Here is a 20,650-nt window from a genome sequence, read left to right on the forward strand (position 1 = left end):
ACACTAGGTTGTATTCAAATCTGACTGAATAAAATCCGTATATATAAGAAAATTAGATATTCTTTTCTATAATATGCACTTTTATTCATATTCACAGATGATAAACTAATTAAATAACCAACCGAAACAATTAACTCACAAAGATGACGTAAACATGACTTATAAAGACGAAACACTTGCCATTCATGCCGGATATAGCCCTGAACCGACCACAAAAGCGGTCGCTGTACCCATTTATCAAACGACTTCTTATGCTTTTGACAATACCCAACATGGGGCAGATTTATTCGATTTAAAGGTTCAGGGCAATATCTATACCCGGATTATGAATCCCACCACAGCTGTTTTAGAACAACGTCTGGCTGCACTGGAAGGCGGGATTGGTGCTTTGGCCCTAGCCTCCGGCATGTCTGCGATTACCTATTCCATCCAGACCATTGCTGAAGCAGGTGACAATATTGCCTCGGTTTCAACGCTCTATGGCGGTACATACAACCTGTTTGCCCATACCTTACCGAAGCAAGGCATTGAAGTTCGTTTCTTTGATTATCAAAAACCTGAAAGCTTACGCGACTTGATTGATGACAAAACCAAGCTGGTCTTTGTCGAATCGATTGGTAATCCACTAGGCAATATCATTGACCTGGAAGCCATTGCAAACATTGCCCATGAATACGGCGTACCGGTGATTGTGGACAATACCGTGGCCACTCCTGCTCTGCTTAAGCCTTTCGAATATGGCGCCGACATTGTGGTGCATTCACTGACAAAATATATCGGCGGACATGGCAATTCCATCGGCGGTGCCATTGTCGATAGCGGTAAATTCCCTTGGGGCAAATATCCTGAACGCTTCAAGGTATTGAACACGCCTGATCCAAGTTATCATGGGGTTAATTATGTCGAAGCTTTGGGTGAAGCAGCGTATATCGCCCGCGCACGTGTGGTGCCATTACGCAACACCGGTGCTGCCATTAGCCCGCTCAGTGTATTCCTGATCTTGCAAGGTCTGGAAACGCTTAACCTCCGCATGGAGCGTCATACTGAAAATGCGCAAAAAGTTGCTGAATATTTACAGCAACATGCCAAAGTAAATTGGGTGAACTATGCAGGTCTAAAAGACCATCCTCAACATGCCTTGGCACAAAAATATGTGAAAGGTAAACCGTCTGCAATCCTGTCTTTTGGGGTGCAAGATGGTCTTGATGGCGGCACCCGCTTTATTGATGCACTGCAACTCTTTACCCGCTTGGTCAATATTGGCGATGCCAAAAGTCTGGCTTGTCACCCTGCTACTACGACTCACCGCCAGCTCAATGAAGAAGAATTGAAATCGGCCGGGGTCAGTATTGATATGGTACGTTTATCTGTCGGTATTGAGCATATTGATGATTTAATTGCCGATTTGGAACAGGCATTGGCTCAAGTTTAAAGCCTTTGATTTCAATACAATGTGGCCTTCTTTCTGAACGAAGGAAGGCTTTTTTATTTGCTTGTAATTTTCTGGTTATTTCTCTTTGCTTTGCTTTAAATTCATGGTAAAAATTAAATTAATATTAGAACAATAATAGAGCAATTACTCTAATTATATTTGTAAATTCAATAACTTATTTCTAGATTTTTTTTTTACATTCGTTATTATAGTCGACTCGAGAATAGCTCAACTTCCCCAAATCTTGAGCGCTAGAATCAACTAAAAAAATAATCCAAATTTTTATTCTATTGAAACCAGGAAAATATTGTGAATTCAAGACTAGAGAAACTCTTTCAGAATCGAGTCAACGGCAAAGTTGTTTTAATCACAGGTGCATCGAGTGGTATTGGTTTAACCGCTGCGTATAAACTTGCCGATGCTGGTGCACATGTTCTGTTGGTGGCTCGTACCAAAGAAACATTAGATCAAGTTAAAGAAGAAATAGAAGCCAAAGGCGGCAAAGCCTCTGTTTTCCCATGTGATTTAAACGACATGGACTCTATTGATGAAGTATCAAAACAAATTTTAGCATCTGTAGACCATATTGATATTCTGATCAACAATGCCGGACGCTCAATTCGTCGTGCTGTTCATGAATCAACAGACCGTTTCCATGATTTTGAACGTACCATGCAACTCAATTACTTTGGTGCAGTGCGTTTGGTGATGAATATCCTGCCGCAAATGATGATCCGCCGCGATGGTCATATCATCAATATCAGCTCGATTGGTGTCTTGGCCAATGCGACACGCTTTTCCGCTTATGTGGCTTCTAAAGCCGCACTGGATGCTTTCAGCCGCTGTCTGTCTGCCGAAGTTCATTCACATAAAATTGCCATTACTTCAGTTTACATGCCATTGGTTCGTACCCCAATGATTGCACCAACCAAAATCTATAAATATGTACCCACCCTGTCTCCTGAACAGGCAGCAGATTTAATTGCTTATGCAATTGTGAAGCGTCCGAAAAAAGTGGCAACCAACTTAGGTCGTTTAGCATCAATCACCTATTCGATTGCGCCAGACATCAATAATAAATTGATGTCGATTGGTTATAACCTGTTCCCAAGTTCTTCCGCTTCGATAGGTCAGCCACAGAAATTAAACTGGGTACAAAAAGCGTATGCACGCCTGTTCCCGGGTGAGCACTGGTAAGATTCTGCAATACGAAAGCCAGCCACTAGACTGGCTTTTTTTATGCTATAAACCCCATCATTTTTGCTTTTTAGATGTTTTATGCGGATCGCTGCTGTTATTTTTCAATATGCCTGCTTTGCTTTTGCTCTTTTTCTTTGCTATCAGGTCGGTACTTCTCTATACCTGCAAGATTATCAATTGATGGACATAGTCAGTGATATCGGCGGTATTTTAATTTGTATCGATCTGGCTATATTTTTGCATTTCAATGAGGCGGTTGCATCGATAAAAATGAAAAGTGGATCTCAACAGTCAGCTGTGCAAGTTTCAATATTAGAAAAAGTGAGTCGTAAGTTGGGGCATTTGGGCATTATGCTAATTATTTGTGGCTGGATCGTGCCAAAGCTCGCATAAAAAAACCTCCCAAGTGGGAGGTTTTTTTATACAATGTATATATTCTTAATATGCTTAATGACTATGATCGCTGAAAGAGAAATTGCTAAGTTATTCACAAGCAACTGCTTAAATGCCGTTGCTGGCAATGATTTTTTTGCTTTAAAAAAGTTAAAGCTACACGAAATAGCTAATCAGTATCAAGCTCAAACCTTTGAAGAGCTTTATGAAAATGCATACAAAACTCTTAGCAAGAATTACCGCAATGAGTATATTTATAAAAATATAATTGCTCGAAATATATTACTTGGTCGCCATTCTCTTAACTCTTCTATTCTTCTGTCAGAATTCCGAGTTGGCACGAATAAAGCTGATCTTGTACTACTTAACGGCTGCTCAACTTGTTATGAAATTAAAACAGAATATGACAGTTTGGTTCGACTAGAAGACCAACTAACCTCGTACTTAAAATTATTCGATAAGGTAAATGTAGTTTGTTCTCCAAAAATGGTAGATTCTGTTTTGGATTTGGCATCTAAAGAAGTCGGTATAATCGTATTAACAGAAAAAAATACTTTAAAAACTATACGTGAGCCTATCGAGACTAAGCAATTAGATATCGAACTCATGATGAAGTCTCTTCGTAAAAATGAATATCAATCTATTGCTGAAAAACTATATCAACTAAAAATAGATGTTCCCAATACTCGATTATATGAATTATGCGAAAAAATCATTAAATCTTATGAACCAAGAATAGTAAAAAAAGAATTTTTATCCACTTTGAAAGTTACACGAAAGAATAATGCTAAGGCTATAAGTTCATTACCAAATTCTTTGACTAATGCACTAATTAGCTTTAAATTCAAACCAAATGATATTCAAAATCTTATAAAAACTTTTTCGGAGAAAAACCTTAATGTATTACCCAATTTTGAGGGGAAAATTAAATGAACTTCTAGCTTTAAGGGAGCTTGCACCATTAGAACTTAAAAATTTCACGCCAGTCATAGAACCTGTAAAAACAGATATAAAAGCACTTGTAAAAACTATTGAGGCTCTCAATTCCAATACTATAGAACCCTATATAATCATTAATCCCACGATTGGTGATTTCTCAAATTTACCTAAAAATTTATATGAAGAATTAAAGAAATTCGATTATCTCCGTTATCAAATCTTATATTCAATTAATGAAAATACTGAAACATATAAAGACTTTCTCGAAATAAATGATTTCGGTTTATTTATACAAAAAGGTATAGATCAAGAAATTATTAATTTCTCAAAAGAATCAAAAATTAACTTCATTCAAAATGATACTAGTCCGAATGTTAAAAAATTAATTTCTAATAAAGTCACTTATGAAGATTTTTTTAGAAAACAAAAAAAGAATGCTGATTATCCTAAAGAGTCTCCATTCTCATCACTACATAGTTACTATGAAGAAGAATCTAATATTGGATTTGGAGACTATACTATTACTGGTGATGATTTTAGTGAAGGTGGAGGTCCAGCCTATGTAGTAACAATCCATTGCTCATATATTGATTTCAACAGATTTGATGAATTATTTATACGACATTACTCATCTAAAGATGATGGCACACCAACAAATCCAGGTGCTAAATTCAAGCAAGCTCTTAATCAATTAATCGCTGATACTGAAACTCAAGCAATCCCTTACTCAGACACAATAGGATTAGAAGAATTCAAAGCTTTACACCTTTCAGAACACTTCCCTGGCCTTGGACAAGTCAAAAAACTATCAATTAAACATCACATACAAACAATTTCTATTTATTTAGCAGATCAGGAGTCTTAATATGGCTCAGAGATGTTGTAGCAAATGTTTTACTGATAAAAATTTACGTGAAAAAATTCATAATTTAGGAAAAATTCAACGTTGTATTTATTGTAGAAGTAATGAAGAAAGTACAATTGAAACAAGTGAATTATTCAATCTAATTACTCCAATTATTGAGGTGATTGAGACTAATTATCGAGAATCTGAAACTGGTTTAAATATTGCTGAAATATTAAAAATAGAGTTTTCACTTTTCAACCCTTTAACAAATATTCACGCATTAGTAAAAGATACATTTTATGAACATAAACCATTACTTTTAGATAAAAAATTTGAACTCTTATCTCAAGATTTAGATAACGGGTGGGAAGAATTAAAAGCCGAATTAATAAATAAAAATAGATTTTTTCCTCAAACCACTCTCTATAAAGAAGCATTCTTAGAACAAGGTAACCTATTCAATATTTTTACAAATGTTATTGAAGAGTTAAATTATGAAATAACTACATCTGATCAACTTTTTAGGGCTCGTATTTCAGAACAAATTCTTCAGAATGGTGAAATGAAACAACCTCCAAATGATAAAGTTACCTTTGGTCGTGCTAACCCTGATGGAATTCCATATTTATATGCTGCCGAAACACTTGATACATGCCTAACTGAAGTACGACCAGCTAATGGTCAACAAGTAAATATCGTTAGTATTAATCCTATATGCGATTTCAAAGTAATAGACTTAAGAACTCCTAGAAAAAACATATCATTTTTATCTTTAGCAGAAAATGATGACAATTTTGATTTCAAAAATATTTTAAAATTAGTTAACCTTCTTGAGGATTTTTCCCGCGAATTATCTTTACCTGTATTACCACATCGATCTCGATTAGATTATATTCCCACTCAATTTATTACTGAATTTTTTAAAAACATAGGCGACCTTAAGGGATTAGTGTTCCAAAGTTCTTTTGGTAAAGGCTTTAATGTAGTTATTTTTGATCAAGAATTAATAGATTGGCAAAAAACCTTATCAACCCAGCAAATAAGAATTAATGGTGTAGACCTCAAATATGAATAAAAAAACCTCCCAATTGGGAGGTTTTCTTTTAGCAGTTAAAGATTATTTGGAACCTTTAATCCCTGCTTGTAATAACAATGCCCCCAAACCACCAATTTTTTGCTCTTGTGGTTTAGCCGATTGAGGTTTCTTCGCTTGAGGGCGGTCGCCTTGCGGACGTACATGCTGTGGACGTTTGCCTTGTGGCTTACGCTCACCGCGTTGTTCCTGATTTTGACCATGAGTTTGCTCACGGCGTGGCTGACGTGGCGCTTTAGCAGGTGCTTCAGAACCTTCAGGACGCATCGACAAATTCACACGGTTACGCTCAGCATCTACAGTTAACACACGAACTTGCACGATCTGACCCGGTTTTACTACTTTGTGCGGATCTGATACAAACTCGTTCGCCAGTTCAGAAATATGCACTAAACCGTCTTGGTGTACGCCTACATCCACAAATGCACCGAAGTTGGTGACATTGGTGATTACGCCTTCCAGCTGCATGCCTTCAGTCAATTGTGACACTTCAGTAATGTCTTCACGGAATTTGGCAGTACGGAATTCCGGACGTGGGTCACGACCCGGTTTTTCAAGTTCAGACAATACATCTTGAATGGTTGGCAAACCAAATTGCTCATCTGCAAATTCTTCTGCATTCACTTGGCGGATGATTTCAGAATTGCCAATAATGTCTTTTACCGTAGTGGCTTTTGCTTCAACAATTTTGCTCACCAAAGCATAAGATTCAGGGTGAACCGCAGATGCATCCAGTGGTTCAGAACCATCTTGAATACGCAAGAAACCTGCTGCTTGCTCAAAAGTACGTTCGCCTAAACGTGGCACTTTTTTCAGACTTTGACGGTTATCAAAACGGCCATTTTCTTTACGGAAATCGACAATCTGTTGTGCAATTGATTTATTTAAACCTGCGATATAACCCAAAATCGCTGAAGATGCAGTATTTACATCTACACCGACCGAGTTCACACAGTCTTCCACTACTGCTTCAAGGGTTTTTGCCAAGCCCGCTTGGTTCACATCGTGTTGGTACTGACCTACACCAATTGATTTCGGATCAATTTTCACAAGTTCTGCCAATGGATCTTGTAAACGGCGTGCAATTGAAACTGCGCCACGAATGGTAACGTCTAATTCAGGAAGCTCTTGTGAAGCCAGTTCAGAAGCTGAATAAACCGATGCCCCAGCTTCACTCACTGAAACACGCGTTAGATTAAGATCAGCATTTTGAGCCATCATTTCAGCTACAACTGCTTCAGTTTCACGGCTTGCAGTACCATTACCAATCGCAATCAGGTCAACATTGAATTCACGGCACAGACGTGCAAGTTCAGCAATTGAACCTTCTTTATCTTCTTTGGGTGCAAACGGGTAAATAGTGCTATGCGCAACCACATCACCTGACTGGTTTACCACTGCCAGTTTCACACCAGTACGGATGCCTGGATCTACACCTAAGGTACAACGCGCGCCTGCAGGAGCAGAAAGCAATAAATGACGTAAGTTTTCTGCAAATACGTCCATTGCTTCAGCTTCAGCAGCAAGACGTTTTTCAGTCAACAATGAATGTTCGATTTGTGGACGAACCTTGCCTAACCAGAACAGTTTTGCAGTTTGTTTCAAGTAGTCTTGACGTGCTTGCGGTTGTACTGTTTCCAGATTGTATTCAGTTTCAATACGCGCAAGGGGTGCATCATCTTCACCATCCACTTTTAAGCCCAAGACATTTTCTTGACGGCCGCGAAGCATTGCAAGCAAGCGATGTGAAGGTACCTTATTGAAGTTTTCTGAAAAATCGAAGTAATCACGGAATTTTTTGCCGACTTCTTTTTTCTCATCACTTGCAACTGCGCTTTTTAAAACTGCTGTTTTAGCAAATGCCGCTTTTAATTCAGTGGTTAAAGCAATGTTTTGTGCCCAGTCATCAAGCAGAATATGCTGGATCGCATCGAGCTGACTTTCTAAATCTGGATAATCTTCATGGCTAAAGCCAGCTAAAGCTTCTGCTGGATCAACTTGTTCGCTAAAGATTTTTTCAGCAATTGGTCCCAAACCTGCTTCTTTGGCTTTAAAAGATTTGCTGGTACGTTTTGGACGGTACGGCGCATAAATCTCTTCTAAAGCATTCTTGGTTTCAGCAGCATTTACACGTGCCAACAAATCATCTGACAATTTATTTTGTTCTTTCAGAGATTCGATTACTTTTTCACGGCGTTCAAATAAATCACGTAAATACGATAAACGGTTGTCGAGTTGGCGTAACTGGGTATCGTCCAAGCCTTGCGTTACTTCTTTACGGTAACGTGCGATAAATGGAACGCTGGCACCTTCATCAATCAGCTTGATGGCAGCTTCTACTTGATTTGGACGTACGGCAATTTCTTTTGCTAACTGCTGAACTAAGTCAGTCATCGTGTTTGATCCCACAAGGATAAGTACTAAATGGCATGATTATAAAGACCAAGCCCATAAAATCCACAATTGTTTTGATTAAATTTATAAGTGGTTCATATTGCCAATTGATGTCTTTTTCAGAATTTCTCACAAAATTAAGTGACAAGTAGATTTTTACTCTACATATTCAGCAAGATGAACGATAATTTAGATGTATACATTTGGTATCTATGTCTTGATTTTATCTGCAATATTTGTTGCTTTAGAGCATAGCAAACAGATACAAATGAATCGTATACTCAAGGCTATCCGAACTTTTGTTTACGATGACAATAAAGAATAAGGAGCACATCATGAGTTTAGTGGTACCTGCTGAAAAAACAGATCCAGTACAAACTGAAACTGATCGCGTCGAACGCATTCTCGTTGTAGATGACGATGTGCGTTTACGTACGTTGTTACAGCGTTTTCTAGAAGATAAAGGCTTCGTGGTCAAAACCGCTCACGATGCAACGCAAATGGATCGTTTATTGCAGCGCGAACTTTTCTCCTTGATCGTGCTCGATTTTATGCTTCCGGTTGAAGATGGCTTAAGTATTTGCCGTCGTTTACGCCAATCGAATATTGATACGCCGATTATCATGCTGACTGCACGTGGTAGCGATTCTGACCGTATTGCCGGGCTAGAAGCGGGTGCCGACGATTACTTGCCTAAGCCTTTTAACCCAAATGAACTGCTGGCGCGTATTCGTGCCGTGTTACGTCGTCAGGTACGTGAAGTTCCGGGTGCACCAAGCCAGCAAATGGAAGTAGTCAGCTTTGGCCCATGGTCACTGGATTTATCTACCCGCACCCTGACTCGTGAAGGTCAAGTGGTAACGTTGACCACAGGTGAGTTCGCGGTACTGAAAGCGTTAGTGCAACATCCACGTGAACCTTTAACCCGTGACAAGTTGATGAATTTGGCGCGTGGTCGTGAATGGGGGGCAATGGAACGCTCGATTGACGTTCAGGTGTCTCGTTTACGTCGTCTGGTTGAAGAAAACCCTGCCCGTGCGCGCTACATTCAAACGGTTTGGGGTGTAGGTTATGTCTTTGTTCCAGATGGTGCTGAATAAGCCAATTTTTATCGGATAAGATAAACTCAAATACTTGTCCGGAAAAGCCATTCGCTGCTGTTCGAAGCATCCTTCAACAGAATTTATAGATGAATGATGGCGAGTTCAGCGAATGGCAAAAGTTTTCTTGCGTAACGGTGTTACTTTTTTAAAAAAGTAACACAACGAGCTCCTTCCATCGAAGGTACAAGCAGTAAGATTCCACCGCGAATAAAATAACTGCAATTTTTAGAATACGCCCACAGGAATCCGGTGTGAAACTCGAACCCATCGACCCGCAAAAATTTACTGATTACGAAGCTTATTCTGAAAAGAAGCGAACCTCATGGAATCGCTTTCTCGACAAAATAAAGCCACGTTCAGCCGCAATGCGTACCACCGTGCTCGTGTTATTCATTGTATTTTTCAGCTTATTTATGTCGTTGTGGTTCTTCTGGCGTACCCTTTACCTTCCTGAAATTCAACAGCATGCCCGCTATTTAGGGGTCGAACTGGAAATTCTGAATAATCCTGAGTTACGGATTTTTCATAATGATGCCGAAGTGGATGTCGACACCTGGCTAAAAAACCGGGTTGGGATTGAATATGTCACCAACCCCAAAGAATATCCCAATGTAAAGGACAAGGTGATTGCCGAGTTTTTTACCAATCAGATAGAAAAAAAACTGGCGAAAGAACTAAAAATTGAAAATGTCACGGTCTATTTCCAGTTTAAACCCAGTCCGCGTATTTGGATTCAAACCCCGGAAATGAATGGACATTGGGTTCGTGAACCCTTAAAAACCTATGCCAACTATAGTCCTGAACTGGTCTATGGCTGGTTATTTGGTGTGCCACTGATTGCCGCTGCCATCATTTTAACCCTGGTTCGCCAGCTAAACCGGCCCTTGCGCCGTTTGCAAAATGCGGCTAACAGCTACAGTAAAACCGGCTCGGCGCCCTATCTTGAAACCAATCATGGGCCACAAGAAATTCGTGAAGTGAACCGGGCTTTCAACCATATGATTTATACCCTGGATCAGACTGAACGCGACCGCCGTATCATGTTGGCAGGGATTTCTCATGACTTGCGTACTCCCCTCACCCGCATCCGCTTAAGTGCAGAAATGATGCCCGATGATGACTTTCTGAAAGAAGGCTTCATTTATGATGTTGAAGATATGGATGCCATTCTGAACCAGTTTATCTCCTACATGCGCGATGGCTCAGATGAAGAACTCCAGGACACTGACATTAATATGCTGTTACAAGAATTAGTGATTCAGTTCAAACCTCTGGATGTACGTTTTGAAGCGCAAGAAGTGCCGACCATTCAGGCGCGTAGCCAGTCTTTAAAACGCCTGATTGGCAATCTCATTAACAACTCAAAACGCTATGGTGCCGAACCAATCGAATTATCGGCCCAAGTGGAAAATCATCATCTACTGATTCAGGTTGCCGACCATGGCGAAGGCATTCCTGAAGACCAAATTGAAGATTTAATGCAACCTTTTGTGCGCGGTAATGAAGCCCGTACCATACAAGGCAGTGGTTTAGGTTTGGCCATCGTGAAACGCATTGTTGATCTTCATCAAGGCAAGCTCACGATCCATAATCGTCCTCAGGGTGGTTTAGAAGCACTTATTTCTTTACCTCTACTACACGATGAAGTTGAGGAAAATATCCCGCAAGGCGCCTTAGGAAAAATTAAACAAACAATCACTGGGCATTTTTAAGGTTTGGTTAATTAATCAACAAACAGTTTTGCTCAGCTATTAATCTATTGGTTTTTAACTACTAAAAATCAATAGATTAAAAACCATAAAAAATCGTTATACCCACATTTTTTCAAAAAATTAGACCTTAGCCTAACAGGCATGCACAATTTGTTTTTTGGACGGTACAATCCGTCTAGTTTTGAACAAGAATTGAGCGTAAACCATGTCTTTAGATCGTATTCGTTTAGCGTCACTTCATGACAAAGTCATGAGCGCAGAACAAGCTGCTACTTTTATCCAAGATGGTATGACTGTAGGTATGAGTGGCTTTACTCGTGCAGGTGAAGCAAAAGCTGTACCTTTAGCGCTTGTAAAACAAGCTCAAAGTAATCCTTTAAAAATTACTTTAATCACAGGTGCAAGCCTGGGTAACGACCTAGATAAACAATTAACTGAAGCTGGTGTACTTGCTCGTCGTTTACCGTTCCAAGTAGATAATACTTTACGTAAAGCCATTAACAAAGGCGAAGTGATGTTCATCGATCAGCATTTGTCTGAAACGGTTGAGCAAATGCGTAACCTTCAGTTAAAAAAACCTGATGTAGCAGTGATTGAAGCTGTTGCAATCACTGAAGATGGTGGCATCATCCCAACGACTTCTGTAGGTAACTCTGCAAGCTTTGCAATCTTTGCTGAAAAAGTGATTGTAGAAATCAACACCAACTTAAGCCCTGCTTTTGAAGGCTTACACGACATCTACATTCCAACGTATCGTCCAACCCGTCAGCCAATTCCTTTGACCAAGGTTGATGAGCGTATTGGTACACATGCGATCAATATTGATCCGTCTAAGATTGTAGGTATTGTATTTAATGGTGAATATCATGACTCACCATCAACTGTGACTGAGCCAGATGATGAAACTCAAGGTATTGCGAACCACTTGATCGCATTCTTTGAAAAAGAAGTGGCTGAAGGCCGTCTTCCATCTAACCTTGGCCCATTACAAGCAGGTATTGGTTCAATTGCCAACGCTGTATTGACCGGTTTGAAAGATTCAAACTTCGAAGACTTGGTGATGTACTCTGAAGTACTTCAAGACTGTACTTTTGAATTGATTGATGCAGGCAAAATGAAATTTGCTTCAGGTTCATCTATTACCCTTTCTGCTAAATATGGCGAAAAAGTATTTAACAACCTGGAAGCATACAAAGACAAACTTGTGCTTCGTCCACAGGAAATTTCGAACCACCCTGAATTAGTTCGCCGTCTAGGTATTATCGGTATCAATACTGCGCTCGAGTTTGATATTTACGGTAACGTAAACTCAACTCACGTTTGCGGCACCAAAATGATGAACGGTATTGGTGGTTCAGGTGACTTCGCACGTAATGCACACTTGGCAATCTTCGTGACTAAATCGATTGCAAAAGGTGGCGATATTTCTTCTATCGTTCCATTCGCATCTCACGTAGACCATGCTGAACACGACGTAGACATCCTGGTAACTGAACAGGGTCTTGCTGACTTACGTGGTCTTGCTCCACGTGAACGTGCTCGTGCGATTATCGACAACTGTGCACACCCGATGTACCGTGATGCATTAAATGATTACTTTGATCGTGCATGTGCCAAAGGGGGTCATACTCCACATCTTCTTCGTGAAGCTTTGTCTTGGCATTCTAACTTTGAAGAAACCGGTCACATGTTGGCTGCTTCAGCGGAAGCTAAAAGCGCTTAATCACGCTGCTACATCGCATTAAAAAAAAAGCGTACTCCGGTACGCTTTTTTATTTTATAGGCAGCTTATCAAACTGAGCCAGCCAACCACGATAGAAATTTAAAGACTATAAGCGCTGCTCAACCGCCTGACGGTTTTGCTTTTTAATTTTTTCCATTTCTGCATTTAACTGTAAAATTTCCTGATACAAGGCATTAAATTGTTTTAGCGGTTGATCCTGATAAAACATAAAGGTCTTGTTCTTTTTTTCCCATTGATTATTTTTTAAAACCTGAAACAGAACATCGGCCTTATTGAGTACTTGCTGTTCCAAAGCAAATAAGGCATGGCTTTGATCATTATCACGACTGTCGCGCAAGCTATTAATTAATTGGTGACGCAGATGTGCCTTGATTGACAACTGTTTGGCTCGAGCCAAGGTATTATCGTGGCGTTGCTGGCTTTGCTGTTGATACTGTGCAGCCAGAAGATGGGCTTGCTGTAGCATCTGCTCTGTTTCTGCAAACTTGTGTTTCCGATCCTGATCCAAACGGTCAATATTTAAAAATTGATCCCAATGAATCGCTTTAAGATCACGCAAATATTTATTTCTGGCTTCAGCATTCTGAATCATCTGGCTCAGGACGAAGTCTGCCATTACCTTATAATCGCCCTGTAAACGCGGATCTGAAACTTGGATATTGATTGGCTTGGACCAGTCTTGCGCCTGCAGATAAATCAGTTCAGCTTTTTCATACAATACCGTCTGGTAGCTGTGCAGTTGGCTGAGTTCTTTTTGCTGGACCGAATATTGATAAAACATCCAGCCAAATACACTGCATGTTGCCAATGCCAAGATGAGAAAAATTCTGGGCATACCAGACTCCTCTATACCGCCTTTTTTCCATCATAACTTGATTTAGGCTTAAATCGTTCATTTATTAAACAATAAGTACACAAAGTATGCAGGACAACAAATGAGTTAAAACCTAGTCCATGTGCCTTGTTTAAGAAAATGGCTTATTGAAGATTAAACTGCAGGCCTAAAAAAAGCCCTATGAAAAGGGCTTAAAAGAGCTTTATATTACGTCTTTTAAAATCCAGAAGTTAGAACTTATAACCATAAGCCAAGCCTAAAATGTTCTGACTCATTGTCAAATTCGCTTCACCACCACCAAAGTTTGCAGGAATGGACTGGTTACCCTTTACTTCTTTTTCTAAAGCATGGGTATATGCAATGCTGAGCTCTTGATGAGCATCTACATTCCATGTTGTGCCTACGCTCAGATGATCTTGTACGACCCCGGGTGCCAAGATATTCAAGAAGGTTTGATCCGCCGAAATTGGCTGATCGTTATGACTATACCCGGCACGTAATGTTAATTTTGGATGCACCTGATAGCTTGCTGCAACTTTATACACGTTAATGTCATTCCAGCCAAAGCCCGGACCTTGATCAGAACCAAAGGCATGCCCTTGGAACAGTGGGTTAATAGCATGTCCAACCGAACCTACATCTGAATAGTTAATACGTTCCACATCTGCAGCCACATTCAACTTTGCTGTCAGCTGATAGGCTGCACCAATACCATAACTTTCAGGTACATCGAAATCACCTTGTTCTGCAAATAAGCCACTGTATTGATCAAAACGGTCTGCATCAATTTTAGACGCATAATTTGCACCTAGAGTTAAACGCTCATCCAAAAACTTCCCGGCCCAACCCACACGCACGCCCACGCCTGTGGCGGAGTCTTTACCCTTATTACTGAGCTTATCGCCATCAACAGAAAAACCCGCAAAGCCGGTAATACCTTTTGCTTCAAAACGTTGATACAAGATATTGGTTGCAACACCAATCGATTGATTTTTTGCATAGTGCCAAGAGACAGCAGGAGAAATAAAGATCTGTGACAAATCCACCCCCGCACTCCCTTGATTCCCAAATGCAGCAAATGGATTTTGCTTATAGCTGGTATTCATACCGCCATTGCCATAAATAGCAATCCCCAAATTAACTTGATCATTCACTTGATGGTTATAGGCAAATTCAGGCAGTACGAAATACTTGCGGCCATTGCCGTCATAATGACCATTGGCACCCGGTACAGCATTCCCGACTATTTCTGATGAGCGATCAGGTGCAAAAATTGTTGCGCCAATATCGATTCTCGAGCCTATCCAGCTCAACCCTGCCGGGTTATTCGCGATGGTCAATGCATCTTGAAAATGTGCAATCGAGGTCCCGGCATTGCCCTGAGCCTTAATGCCATAACCATGCATAAAGTATCCAGTCGTTGCAAATACAGGAGTACTGATCAGCGGCAATAAAACAGTTAATAAACGGATAGAAGTTGGAGTATTCATATTAACAATTAATAAAATAATAATATATTTTTAAGCATATTATTTATTGCTATTCTTGTAATCTAATTAAATTGGAAATGCTTATTTGATATTTTCATAATCATTACAATGCTTAAAGTTTCACTTTGTCTTTAGATCTATATTTTTATGTCATTTGATAAAGTCCTCATTTTTCATTCTTAGATGCTTTAAATTTTAATCTCCATCCCCATCAATAGAATCAAGAAAAGATAAGAGAACTCTCATGCGTGTAGATATTTGGTCAGATGTGGTTTGTCCATTTTGTTATATTGGTAAAAAACGTCTGGAAGCTGCTGCTGAACAAGCAGGTGTAGAACTTGAAGTGCATTGGCATAGCTATGAGCTTGATCCGGAAGCACCCGTTCGTCAGGAAATATCCAACTCTGAGCGTCTCGCACAAAAATATGGCCGCACCCTGGTCGAAGTTGAAGAAATGCAGCGTAATATTGCTGCCATGGCAGCCGAAGAAGGTATTCAGTTCAACTGGGAAAATGCCAACTCGGGTAATACTTTCAATGCCCACCGCATTATTCATTTAGCCCAAAGCAAAGGTTTGGGATCGGAAGCCAAAGAAGCCTTTTTTTACAGCTATATGACTCAAGGATTACCGATCGGCGAGCGCGAAACACTGGAAGATGTCGCAGCACGCATTGGCTTAAATCCGGTTGAAGTGGATGATCTGCTCAATTCAGAAGAATATGCCGACTTTGTTAAATTCGATGAAGATGTGGCCCGTGATCAATTAAAAGTCACCGGTGTACCATTCTTTGTTTTTGATCAACGTATCGCGCTAGCGGGTGCACAGCCACGTGAAGTGTTTTTACAGGTGATGGAAAAAGCACAGCAAGCTCCTCAACAAGCCAATATGCCAGCTGAAGATACGGCAGTGTGTAAAGAAGATAACTGTGACCTGCCAGAAAAATAAGCTTAAGTCTTAGGCAGAGCAAGCAAATGAAAATCCCCAGATAGTGGGGATTTTTTTATCTTAAGATTTATTTATCTGTTCAATCAACCAAGAAACTAATTTTTAAATTCACCCGATATTCTGTAATTTTTTTATCCTTAATCACCACCTTTTGTTCATTAATCCATGCACCTTGCACATTTTTAACTGTTTCGGTGACTTTCTCGATTCCAGTTTGAATAGCATCTTCAAAACTTTTATTACTGCTTGAATTAACCTCAACCACTTTTGCTATAGCCATTGTTTTCACCTCAGGTTTTATTATTTTGAGCCATGATCATAGGATATTTTTTAAACAAAAAAGTAAGTTTTAACATTACAGCGCAAAAACTTACATCCAGGTCACATTATCTGTTTTTGCTGCGCGCTTCTTACAAAAGACAACTTATCTATACAAGGCTTGGACACAATAAAAAGTGCAATTCGCTAGGCTAGTATGCGGAATATCTCGGTTCCAAATCATGAAATTTATAGAGGTAAATATGAACACTGAAACACAAAATGCTGCTGTTGATGCTACCCCTGAACAACGTCCATGTGCAAAATCCCGTTTTTCCCCGACAGTAACAGGTGCACTGATTGGCGCAGTTGCTGGTAGCGTATTACCTGTTTTTGGCACTTTCAGCGGGGCCATTATTGGAGGTGTGGCTGGCAAGGTTTATGAGAAAAAATGCCAGAATTCATGCCATAAAATGTAGAATTTATTTATATTTTTAAAAGATTTAAGGCAGATTGCTAAAGGACGATCTGCCTTAGAGTAAAGACTCTAAACATATGATATATATAATTTTTTAAACTCGCCATTCATCTTTTTTAGCCCTCAAACCCTTACTTAATGTGATCATTTATTGATAATATTCATGTGAAGTTTATTTTTACCCATCTCCTTGCCTGGTTTATTTTTTTAATGTTCCAGACATCCTTGCATCTAAAGGAAAAAATGATGAACGTGATTAAATCGTTTTGGGCTGTAGCTGTTGTGGCTTGCTCTGCCCATGTATCTGCTCAAATTGTTTATATTCCAGATTTCCCTGTTAAAAAAGCGGTTGAAACAATGAATGCTGAACAAAAAGCACCTGCTACTGATGCTGTCGAGCACAGTGTAACTGGATCTAAAAAAGCTGCTTAACCAGCGCTCCAAATAAAAAACCAGATTGAGTGATCTCCGTCTGGTTTTTTTTATGCCCATTAATCAGCAGCTTTTGTTCAGACAAAATTTTTTCTTTGTCGCAATTTCATCCCTTTCTTTTCAAAATTATTGAACAACTACAAACTTATTGCAGGATTTGTCTCGACCTCGCCAAAAAAAGTTGCTTGTTTTTTATTTAAAATTTACATTTTTTGCAAATTATGTCTATAAATGCTCAAAAACTGACAATTTTTTTCATGCTTTTTCTTGCTAAATACATATAATCAAAACAATTAAACAAATAATTCACTCTATCAAAAGTGTTCATATGCAAGAACTTCAAGCGCTGATTCAAGGGAAGATTCCTCCGCAAACGGTCAACATCGACAAGTTGGTCGTGCTTGCTGAGCATTACCCTCAGCCCACGTCTGCAGAATACAAATTACTTGAACTTGCGATCAATATCGTATTGGCAAGTTATCTAGAAAAAGCACAAAAGCATCTCTAGAGGTCAGCGCATGAATGTATTGGAAAAAGCCAAGCTGATTAAAGAATTAAATCAACTCCTCGATGGATTGGAGCAACGTTCCTTATCTTTTTTTGAAATTGCCCGATCAAAAGCACGGGTAAAAGAAATCTTTGCTTTATGCGATGAACCCATTTTTAAAAAACAGATCTTAAAATTTAAATCACACATCCAGCCTGAAAAAGCAGCCAAAGATTTTGCTGCTCAAACCTTGTTTCAACTCTCTTTTCGTGGGGTATTTCAACAAGATAGTGCGCTAGAAAAAGCCCTTTATCTGCATCCGGATTTTGGTTGGGCGATTTTGTATGACCCACACCAAGGTTGGCAAATCTGGTTAATTCCCGCATCAAACCGTACCGCATTAATCAGCGAATGGGGAAATCTGGATGACACTTATCATTGGATGCTGGAACAACAGCAGAGCTATCGCTGCCTAAAAACCGACCATGAACTCAAGCAAATCCAGAGTTTTGTTGCGCAACAGATAGCCAAGGCTTTAACTGAGACCGAGACCGAGACCGAGACCGAGACCGAGACCGAGACCGAGACCGAGACCGAGACCGAGACCGAGACCGAGACCGAGACCGAGACCGAGACCGAGACAAATCTAACCGTATCTGCTGATGAACTTCAAATCATTGCTCTAAATAAAGCATCAAATTCGAGTGAGCTATTCATAGCGGAGGTTGATGCAAAGCAAGATCAGACAGTAACTGATGCATCTATGCAGCAAAGCCAGCAGCCTACTTTCGTAGCAGAGCTCATTGCTGATTCTTCTCTCACGGAGACGGATACAAAAAATCCGGCAGATCAGTTCCCTGCAATAAAGGATGTTCCAGAAACTCTGAAACTTAATCAATACGTGGCGCATCTGCATTCGCTGCATAGCGAAGATACTTCGCTACAACAGCTATACAGTTTAGACATTTCTGTCCTGCCTGAACTTTACCAGCATGTAGATTTACTGTTGTATGGGGCAGACATAGAAAACTGGCAACAACGCCCGATTTATCTGGCAGAACAGATTAGCCAGCAAGGTCATTTTATTAAATATCTGGCTTTATTGGGTGCAGAAGACCAGATGCAGGCCATTCGGTTAATGCAATTATTTAATGCTCCTTCCCAGCATGCCATGGCTGCAATTAAGCAGATTTTCTGGGTAGACTTGGCCGATCGTTTTACCGACATTGAATCGCTGTTTGAGGCCTATATCCATAAGGCTGTTTGTATCTGGAATGATGAAAACTATATTCCGTTTATTCCTGCACAACTGCTTCAGACCCAAAAAATTATTCAGTTTGAAGAAAGTGCTGCCAATATTCATACTCCGCTACTTTTACTCAAAGAACGGCAAAAAATACGCATCATTCATGGGCAAAAACGTTTAGCCCTCTCACAGACTGAATCGGCTTATCCTTATTTTTTATTAGAACGCCATCATGGAATTAGCTGGCAAATGATTCAGATGATTATTGCCCAATTCAAGCCTCCAATCGATTGCCGGGAATTATATAAAGAGATTCAAAAACATATTTCAGATTAAGTTTTTATTTTTGTAGCCAAAGCTTGCTTTTTAGTCTGTATTTTTAACAGACTAGACAGCATCAGATAATATAAGAGCAAGGATATGCAGCAAAAACAATTATCTATATTAAAACCCCTCTTATGTGTGTTGATCTCTGGATTAATGTCTACTGTCAGCTGGTCAAACTTAGCTGAAACCGGGGCTAATCAACCAAAGCGTATCGCAACAGAAACAGAAACAGAAACAGAAACAGAAACAAATTCTAATTTGCTCTATCAGATTCCAAGCCTGATTGATGCGATGCCGACAGTTTTACCGCAACAGTCGGATGCAGTGATTGTTCCTCCCATACAAGCCACTGAAAAGCAAAGCTGGCTAGATCGCAAACAACATGAAATCCGGAATTGGACCGACCGTAGCTCACATAAAATTGATAACTGGTTTGGAGAAACCGATCCGAATGATCCAGCTTCAGCAACCCTCCGTCTGATTATCGATAACAGCTGGAATAAACATGATGGTTATGAAATTAAGCCGCGTCTTCGTGGAAAAATTAAACTTCCGACCTTAGAACGTAAAGTCAGCCTAATATTTGGTGATGACTCTCTGGATAACGAACTGAAAAATAATATCGCCATTACCGATGAAAACCCGGATAGCAGCAGTAGTAAAGCTTTAGACAGTGAACGGACGCGAGAAAGTAACAGCTCTTTAGCCCTGCGTTGGTCTGATTTTTCCAAGCGTCTTCCTTTTGAGACCGATCTGGATTTAGGGGTCCGTTCAGGAGATGATATTTATTTACGGCTAAAGGCTTCAAGAGACTGGCAACTGGAAAATGATTTCAGATTCCGTGCTGAACAGATTTACCGCTATGGGATTCAGAGTGAAAACTACTTAAGAACCAATCTGGAACTCTCACATTCTCGTCCGAATCAGGCATTTCTGTCCAATCAGTTCAGCCTGACCTATTCGGATCAGCAAGTTGATGACTTAAGCTGGGATAATTATCTGTTTAGACAACATCAGTTTTTCCATAATAACCGTTTTGCCTATGGCCTCTATACTGGCGGTTTTTATAATAATAATGACCTCCGCCTGAATAGTTGGGGACCCTATATTTCATGGCGACAACCTTTCGTGCGTGAATGGTTTTTTCTACAGGGCGATTTGAACTATCTCAATGACCAGCGTGAAAACCGGAGTCATTTCCTTGGCGCATCAGTGCGCCTAGAAGCATTGTTCTAGGCAGGTCAGCTCCAGAAATTGAGCAACCATGATTTATATTTTCCTGCAATAAAAAACC

The 20,650-nt window shown here is 39.9% G+C and carries 19 protein-coding genes; 15 read left to right on the forward strand and 4 right to left on the reverse strand.

Annotated features, from left to right (window positions below; all coding sequences use genetic code 11):
- The first annotated feature begins 154 nt into the window (after positions 1-154).
- The 6 genes from WAE57_RS11525 (at position 155) to WAE57_RS11550 (ending at position 5,886) form a co-directional block, all read left to right on the forward strand.
- A complete protein-coding gene (locus tag WAE57_RS11525; RefSeq protein WP_337710728.1) occupies positions 155-1,432 on the forward strand; it encodes an aminotransferase class V-fold PLP-dependent enzyme in 1,278 nt (425 codons plus the stop codon).
- 309 nt (positions 1,433-1,741) lie between these two features.
- Positions 1,742-2,629, forward strand: coding sequence for an SDR family NAD(P)-dependent oxidoreductase (locus WAE57_RS11530; protein WP_337710729.1), 888 nt, complete (start codon positions 1,742-1,744; stop codon positions 2,627-2,629).
- 81 nt (positions 2,630-2,710) lie between these two features.
- The gene (locus WAE57_RS11535) at positions 2,711-3,025 is read left to right on the forward strand and encodes a hypothetical protein (protein WP_337710730.1); all 315 of its coding nucleotides are present in this window, start codon (positions 2,711-2,713) and stop codon (positions 3,023-3,025) included.
- A gap of 63 nt (positions 3,026-3,088) precedes the next feature.
- On the forward strand, positions 3,089-3,958 hold the full coding sequence (locus WAE57_RS11540; RefSeq protein ID WP_337710731.1) for a sce7726 family protein: 870 nt from the start codon (positions 3,089-3,091) through the stop codon (positions 3,956-3,958).
- On the forward strand, positions 3,924-4,829 hold the full coding sequence (locus WAE57_RS11545; RefSeq protein WP_337710732.1) for a sce7725 family protein: 906 nt from the start codon (positions 3,924-3,926) through the stop codon (positions 4,827-4,829). The genes WAE57_RS11540 and WAE57_RS11545 overlap by 35 nt, the downstream gene beginning before the upstream one ends.
- 1 nt (position 4,830) lies before the next feature.
- Positions 4,831-5,886 carry an RES family NAD+ phosphorylase gene (locus tag WAE57_RS11550; RefSeq protein WP_337710733.1) on the forward strand — a complete coding sequence of 352 codons (1,056 nt, stop codon included), beginning with the start codon at positions 4,831-4,833 and terminating at the stop codon, positions 5,884-5,886.
- Between the two features lie 42 nt (positions 5,887-5,928).
- Here the strand turns inward: WAE57_RS11550 and WAE57_RS11555 are convergent, their stop codons facing one another.
- Positions 5,929-8,298, reverse strand: a complete 2,370-nt coding sequence (locus WAE57_RS11555) for a Tex family protein (protein ID WP_337710734.1) — start codon at positions 8,296-8,298, stop codon at positions 5,929-5,931.
- Between the two features lie 335 nt (positions 8,299-8,633).
- On the opposite strand from WAE57_RS11555, the gene ompR reads away from it, so the two are divergent.
- The 3 genes from ompR to WAE57_RS11570 all read left to right on the forward strand — a co-directional run bounded on the left by ompR (position 8,634) and on the right by WAE57_RS11570 (position 12,836).
- Complete coding sequence (gene ompR / locus WAE57_RS11560; RefSeq protein WP_086174583.1) at positions 8,634-9,398, forward strand: two-component system response regulator OmpR; 765 nt, start codon at positions 8,634-8,636, stop codon at positions 9,396-9,398.
- A 254-nt stretch (positions 9,399-9,652) separates the two neighbouring features.
- Positions 9,653-11,113, forward strand: coding sequence for an ATP-binding protein (locus WAE57_RS11565; RefSeq protein WP_337710735.1), 1,461 nt, complete (start codon positions 9,653-9,655; stop codon positions 11,111-11,113).
- A gap of 205 nt (positions 11,114-11,318) precedes the next feature.
- Positions 11,319-12,836, forward strand: coding sequence for an acetyl-CoA hydrolase/transferase family protein (locus WAE57_RS11570; RefSeq protein WP_237787011.1), 1,518 nt, complete (start codon positions 11,319-11,321; stop codon positions 12,834-12,836).
- Positions 12,837-12,942: 106 nt separating this feature from the next.
- Here WAE57_RS11570 and WAE57_RS11575 read toward each other — a convergent pair whose 3' ends face one another.
- Together WAE57_RS11575 and WAE57_RS11580 are read right to left on the reverse strand one after the other, a co-directional pair.
- Positions 12,943-13,692, reverse strand: a complete 750-nt coding sequence (locus tag WAE57_RS11575) for a hypothetical protein (protein ID WP_337710736.1) — start codon at positions 13,690-13,692, stop codon at positions 12,943-12,945.
- A gap of 230 nt (positions 13,693-13,922) precedes the next feature.
- Positions 13,923-15,182 (reverse strand): outer membrane protein transport protein, encoded by a 1,260-nt coding sequence (locus WAE57_RS11580; protein WP_337710737.1) that lies wholly within the window; start codon positions 15,180-15,182, stop codon positions 13,923-13,925.
- A 244-nt stretch (positions 15,183-15,426) separates the two neighbouring features.
- Here WAE57_RS11580 and WAE57_RS11585 point away from each other — a divergent pair, with 244 nt between their 5' ends.
- Positions 15,427-16,128 (forward strand): DsbA family oxidoreductase, encoded by a 702-nt coding sequence (locus WAE57_RS11585; protein WP_337710738.1) that lies wholly within the window; start codon positions 15,427-15,429, stop codon positions 16,126-16,128.
- A gap of 79 nt (positions 16,129-16,207) precedes the next feature.
- Here the strand turns inward: WAE57_RS11585 and WAE57_RS11590 are convergent, their stop codons facing one another.
- Positions 16,208-16,408, reverse strand: a complete 201-nt coding sequence (locus tag WAE57_RS11590) for a dodecin family protein (RefSeq protein WP_086174588.1) — start codon at positions 16,406-16,408, stop codon at positions 16,208-16,210.
- A 241-nt stretch (positions 16,409-16,649) separates the two neighbouring features.
- Between WAE57_RS11590 and WAE57_RS11595 the strand changes: the two genes are divergently transcribed.
- From WAE57_RS11595 to WAE57_RS11615, 5 genes are all read left to right on the forward strand, one after another.
- Entirely contained in the window at positions 16,650-16,865 is a 216-nt protein-coding gene (locus WAE57_RS11595) for a glycine zipper domain-containing protein (RefSeq protein WP_086174589.1), read from the forward strand.
- Positions 16,866-17,110: 245 nt separating this feature from the next.
- A complete protein-coding gene (locus tag WAE57_RS11600; protein WP_337710739.1) occupies positions 17,111-17,296 on the forward strand; it encodes a hypothetical protein in 186 nt (61 codons plus the stop codon).
- A gap of 328 nt (positions 17,297-17,624) precedes the next feature.
- Positions 17,625-17,804: a hypothetical protein gene (locus WAE57_RS11605; protein ID WP_237787006.1), complete on the forward strand. Its 180-nt coding sequence runs from the start codon at positions 17,625-17,627 to the stop codon at positions 17,802-17,804.
- A gap of 10 nt (positions 17,805-17,814) precedes the next feature.
- Complete coding sequence (locus tag WAE57_RS11610) at positions 17,815-19,365, forward strand: hypothetical protein (RefSeq protein ID WP_337710740.1); 1,551 nt, start codon at positions 17,815-17,817, stop codon at positions 19,363-19,365.
- 84 nt (positions 19,366-19,449) lie between these two features.
- The gene (locus WAE57_RS11615) at positions 19,450-20,592 is read left to right on the forward strand and encodes a hypothetical protein (RefSeq protein WP_337710741.1); all 1,143 of its coding nucleotides are present in this window, start codon (positions 19,450-19,452) and stop codon (positions 20,590-20,592) included.
- The last annotated feature ends 58 nt before the right edge of the window (positions 20,593-20,650 follow it).

The sequence above is a fragment of the Acinetobacter sp. NS-4 genome, assembly GCF_037402435.1.
Classification (GTDB): Bacteria; Pseudomonadota; Gammaproteobacteria; order Pseudomonadales; family Moraxellaceae; genus Acinetobacter.

Coding starts and splice junctions, on each gene's coding strand:
- WAE57_RS11555 (WP_337710734.1), bottom strand. CDS start 8,298: ATGACTGACTTAGTTCAGCAGTTAGCAAAAGAAATTGCCGTACGTCCA.
- WAE57_RS11585 (WP_337710738.1), top strand. CDS start 15,427: ATGCGTGTAGATATTTGGTCAGATGTGGTTTGTCCATTTTGTTATATT.
- WAE57_RS11605 (WP_237787006.1), top strand. CDS start 17,625: ATGCAAGAACTTCAAGCGCTGATTCAAGGGAAGATTCCTCCGCAAACG.
- WAE57_RS11525 (WP_337710728.1), top strand. CDS start 155: ATGACTTATAAAGACGAAACACTTGCCATTCATGCCGGATATAGCCCT.
- WAE57_RS11550 (WP_337710733.1), top strand. CDS start 4,831: ATGGCTCAGAGATGTTGTAGCAAATGTTTTACTGATAAAAATTTACGT.
- WAE57_RS11535 (WP_337710730.1), top strand. CDS start 2,711: ATGCGGATCGCTGCTGTTATTTTTCAATATGCCTGCTTTGCTTTTGCT.
- WAE57_RS11615 (WP_337710741.1), top strand. CDS start 19,450: ATGCAGCAAAAACAATTATCTATATTAAAACCCCTCTTATGTGTGTTG.
- WAE57_RS11540 (WP_337710731.1), top strand. CDS start 3,089: ATGATCGCTGAAAGAGAAATTGCTAAGTTATTCACAAGCAACTGCTTA.
- WAE57_RS11545 (WP_337710732.1), top strand. CDS start 3,924: ATGTATTACCCAATTTTGAGGGGAAAATTAAATGAACTTCTAGCTTTA.
- WAE57_RS11600 (WP_337710739.1), top strand. CDS start 17,111: ATGAACGTGATTAAATCGTTTTGGGCTGTAGCTGTTGTGGCTTGCTCT.
- WAE57_RS11590 (WP_086174588.1), bottom strand. CDS start 16,408: ATGGCTATAGCAAAAGTGGTTGAGGTTAATTCAAGCAGTAATAAAAGT.
- WAE57_RS11580 (WP_337710737.1), bottom strand. CDS start 15,182: ATGAATACTCCAACTTCTATCCGTTTATTAACTGTTTTATTGCCGCTG.
- WAE57_RS11595 (WP_086174589.1), top strand. CDS start 16,650: ATGAACACTGAAACACAAAATGCTGCTGTTGATGCTACCCCTGAACAA.
- ompR (WP_086174583.1), top strand. CDS start 8,634: ATGAGTTTAGTGGTACCTGCTGAAAAAACAGATCCAGTACAAACTGAA.
- WAE57_RS11575 (WP_337710736.1), bottom strand. CDS start 13,692: ATGCCCAGAATTTTTCTCATCTTGGCATTGGCAACATGCAGTGTATTT.
- WAE57_RS11570 (WP_237787011.1), top strand. CDS start 11,319: ATGTCTTTAGATCGTATTCGTTTAGCGTCACTTCATGACAAAGTCATG.
- WAE57_RS11610 (WP_337710740.1), top strand. CDS start 17,815: ATGAATGTATTGGAAAAAGCCAAGCTGATTAAAGAATTAAATCAACTC.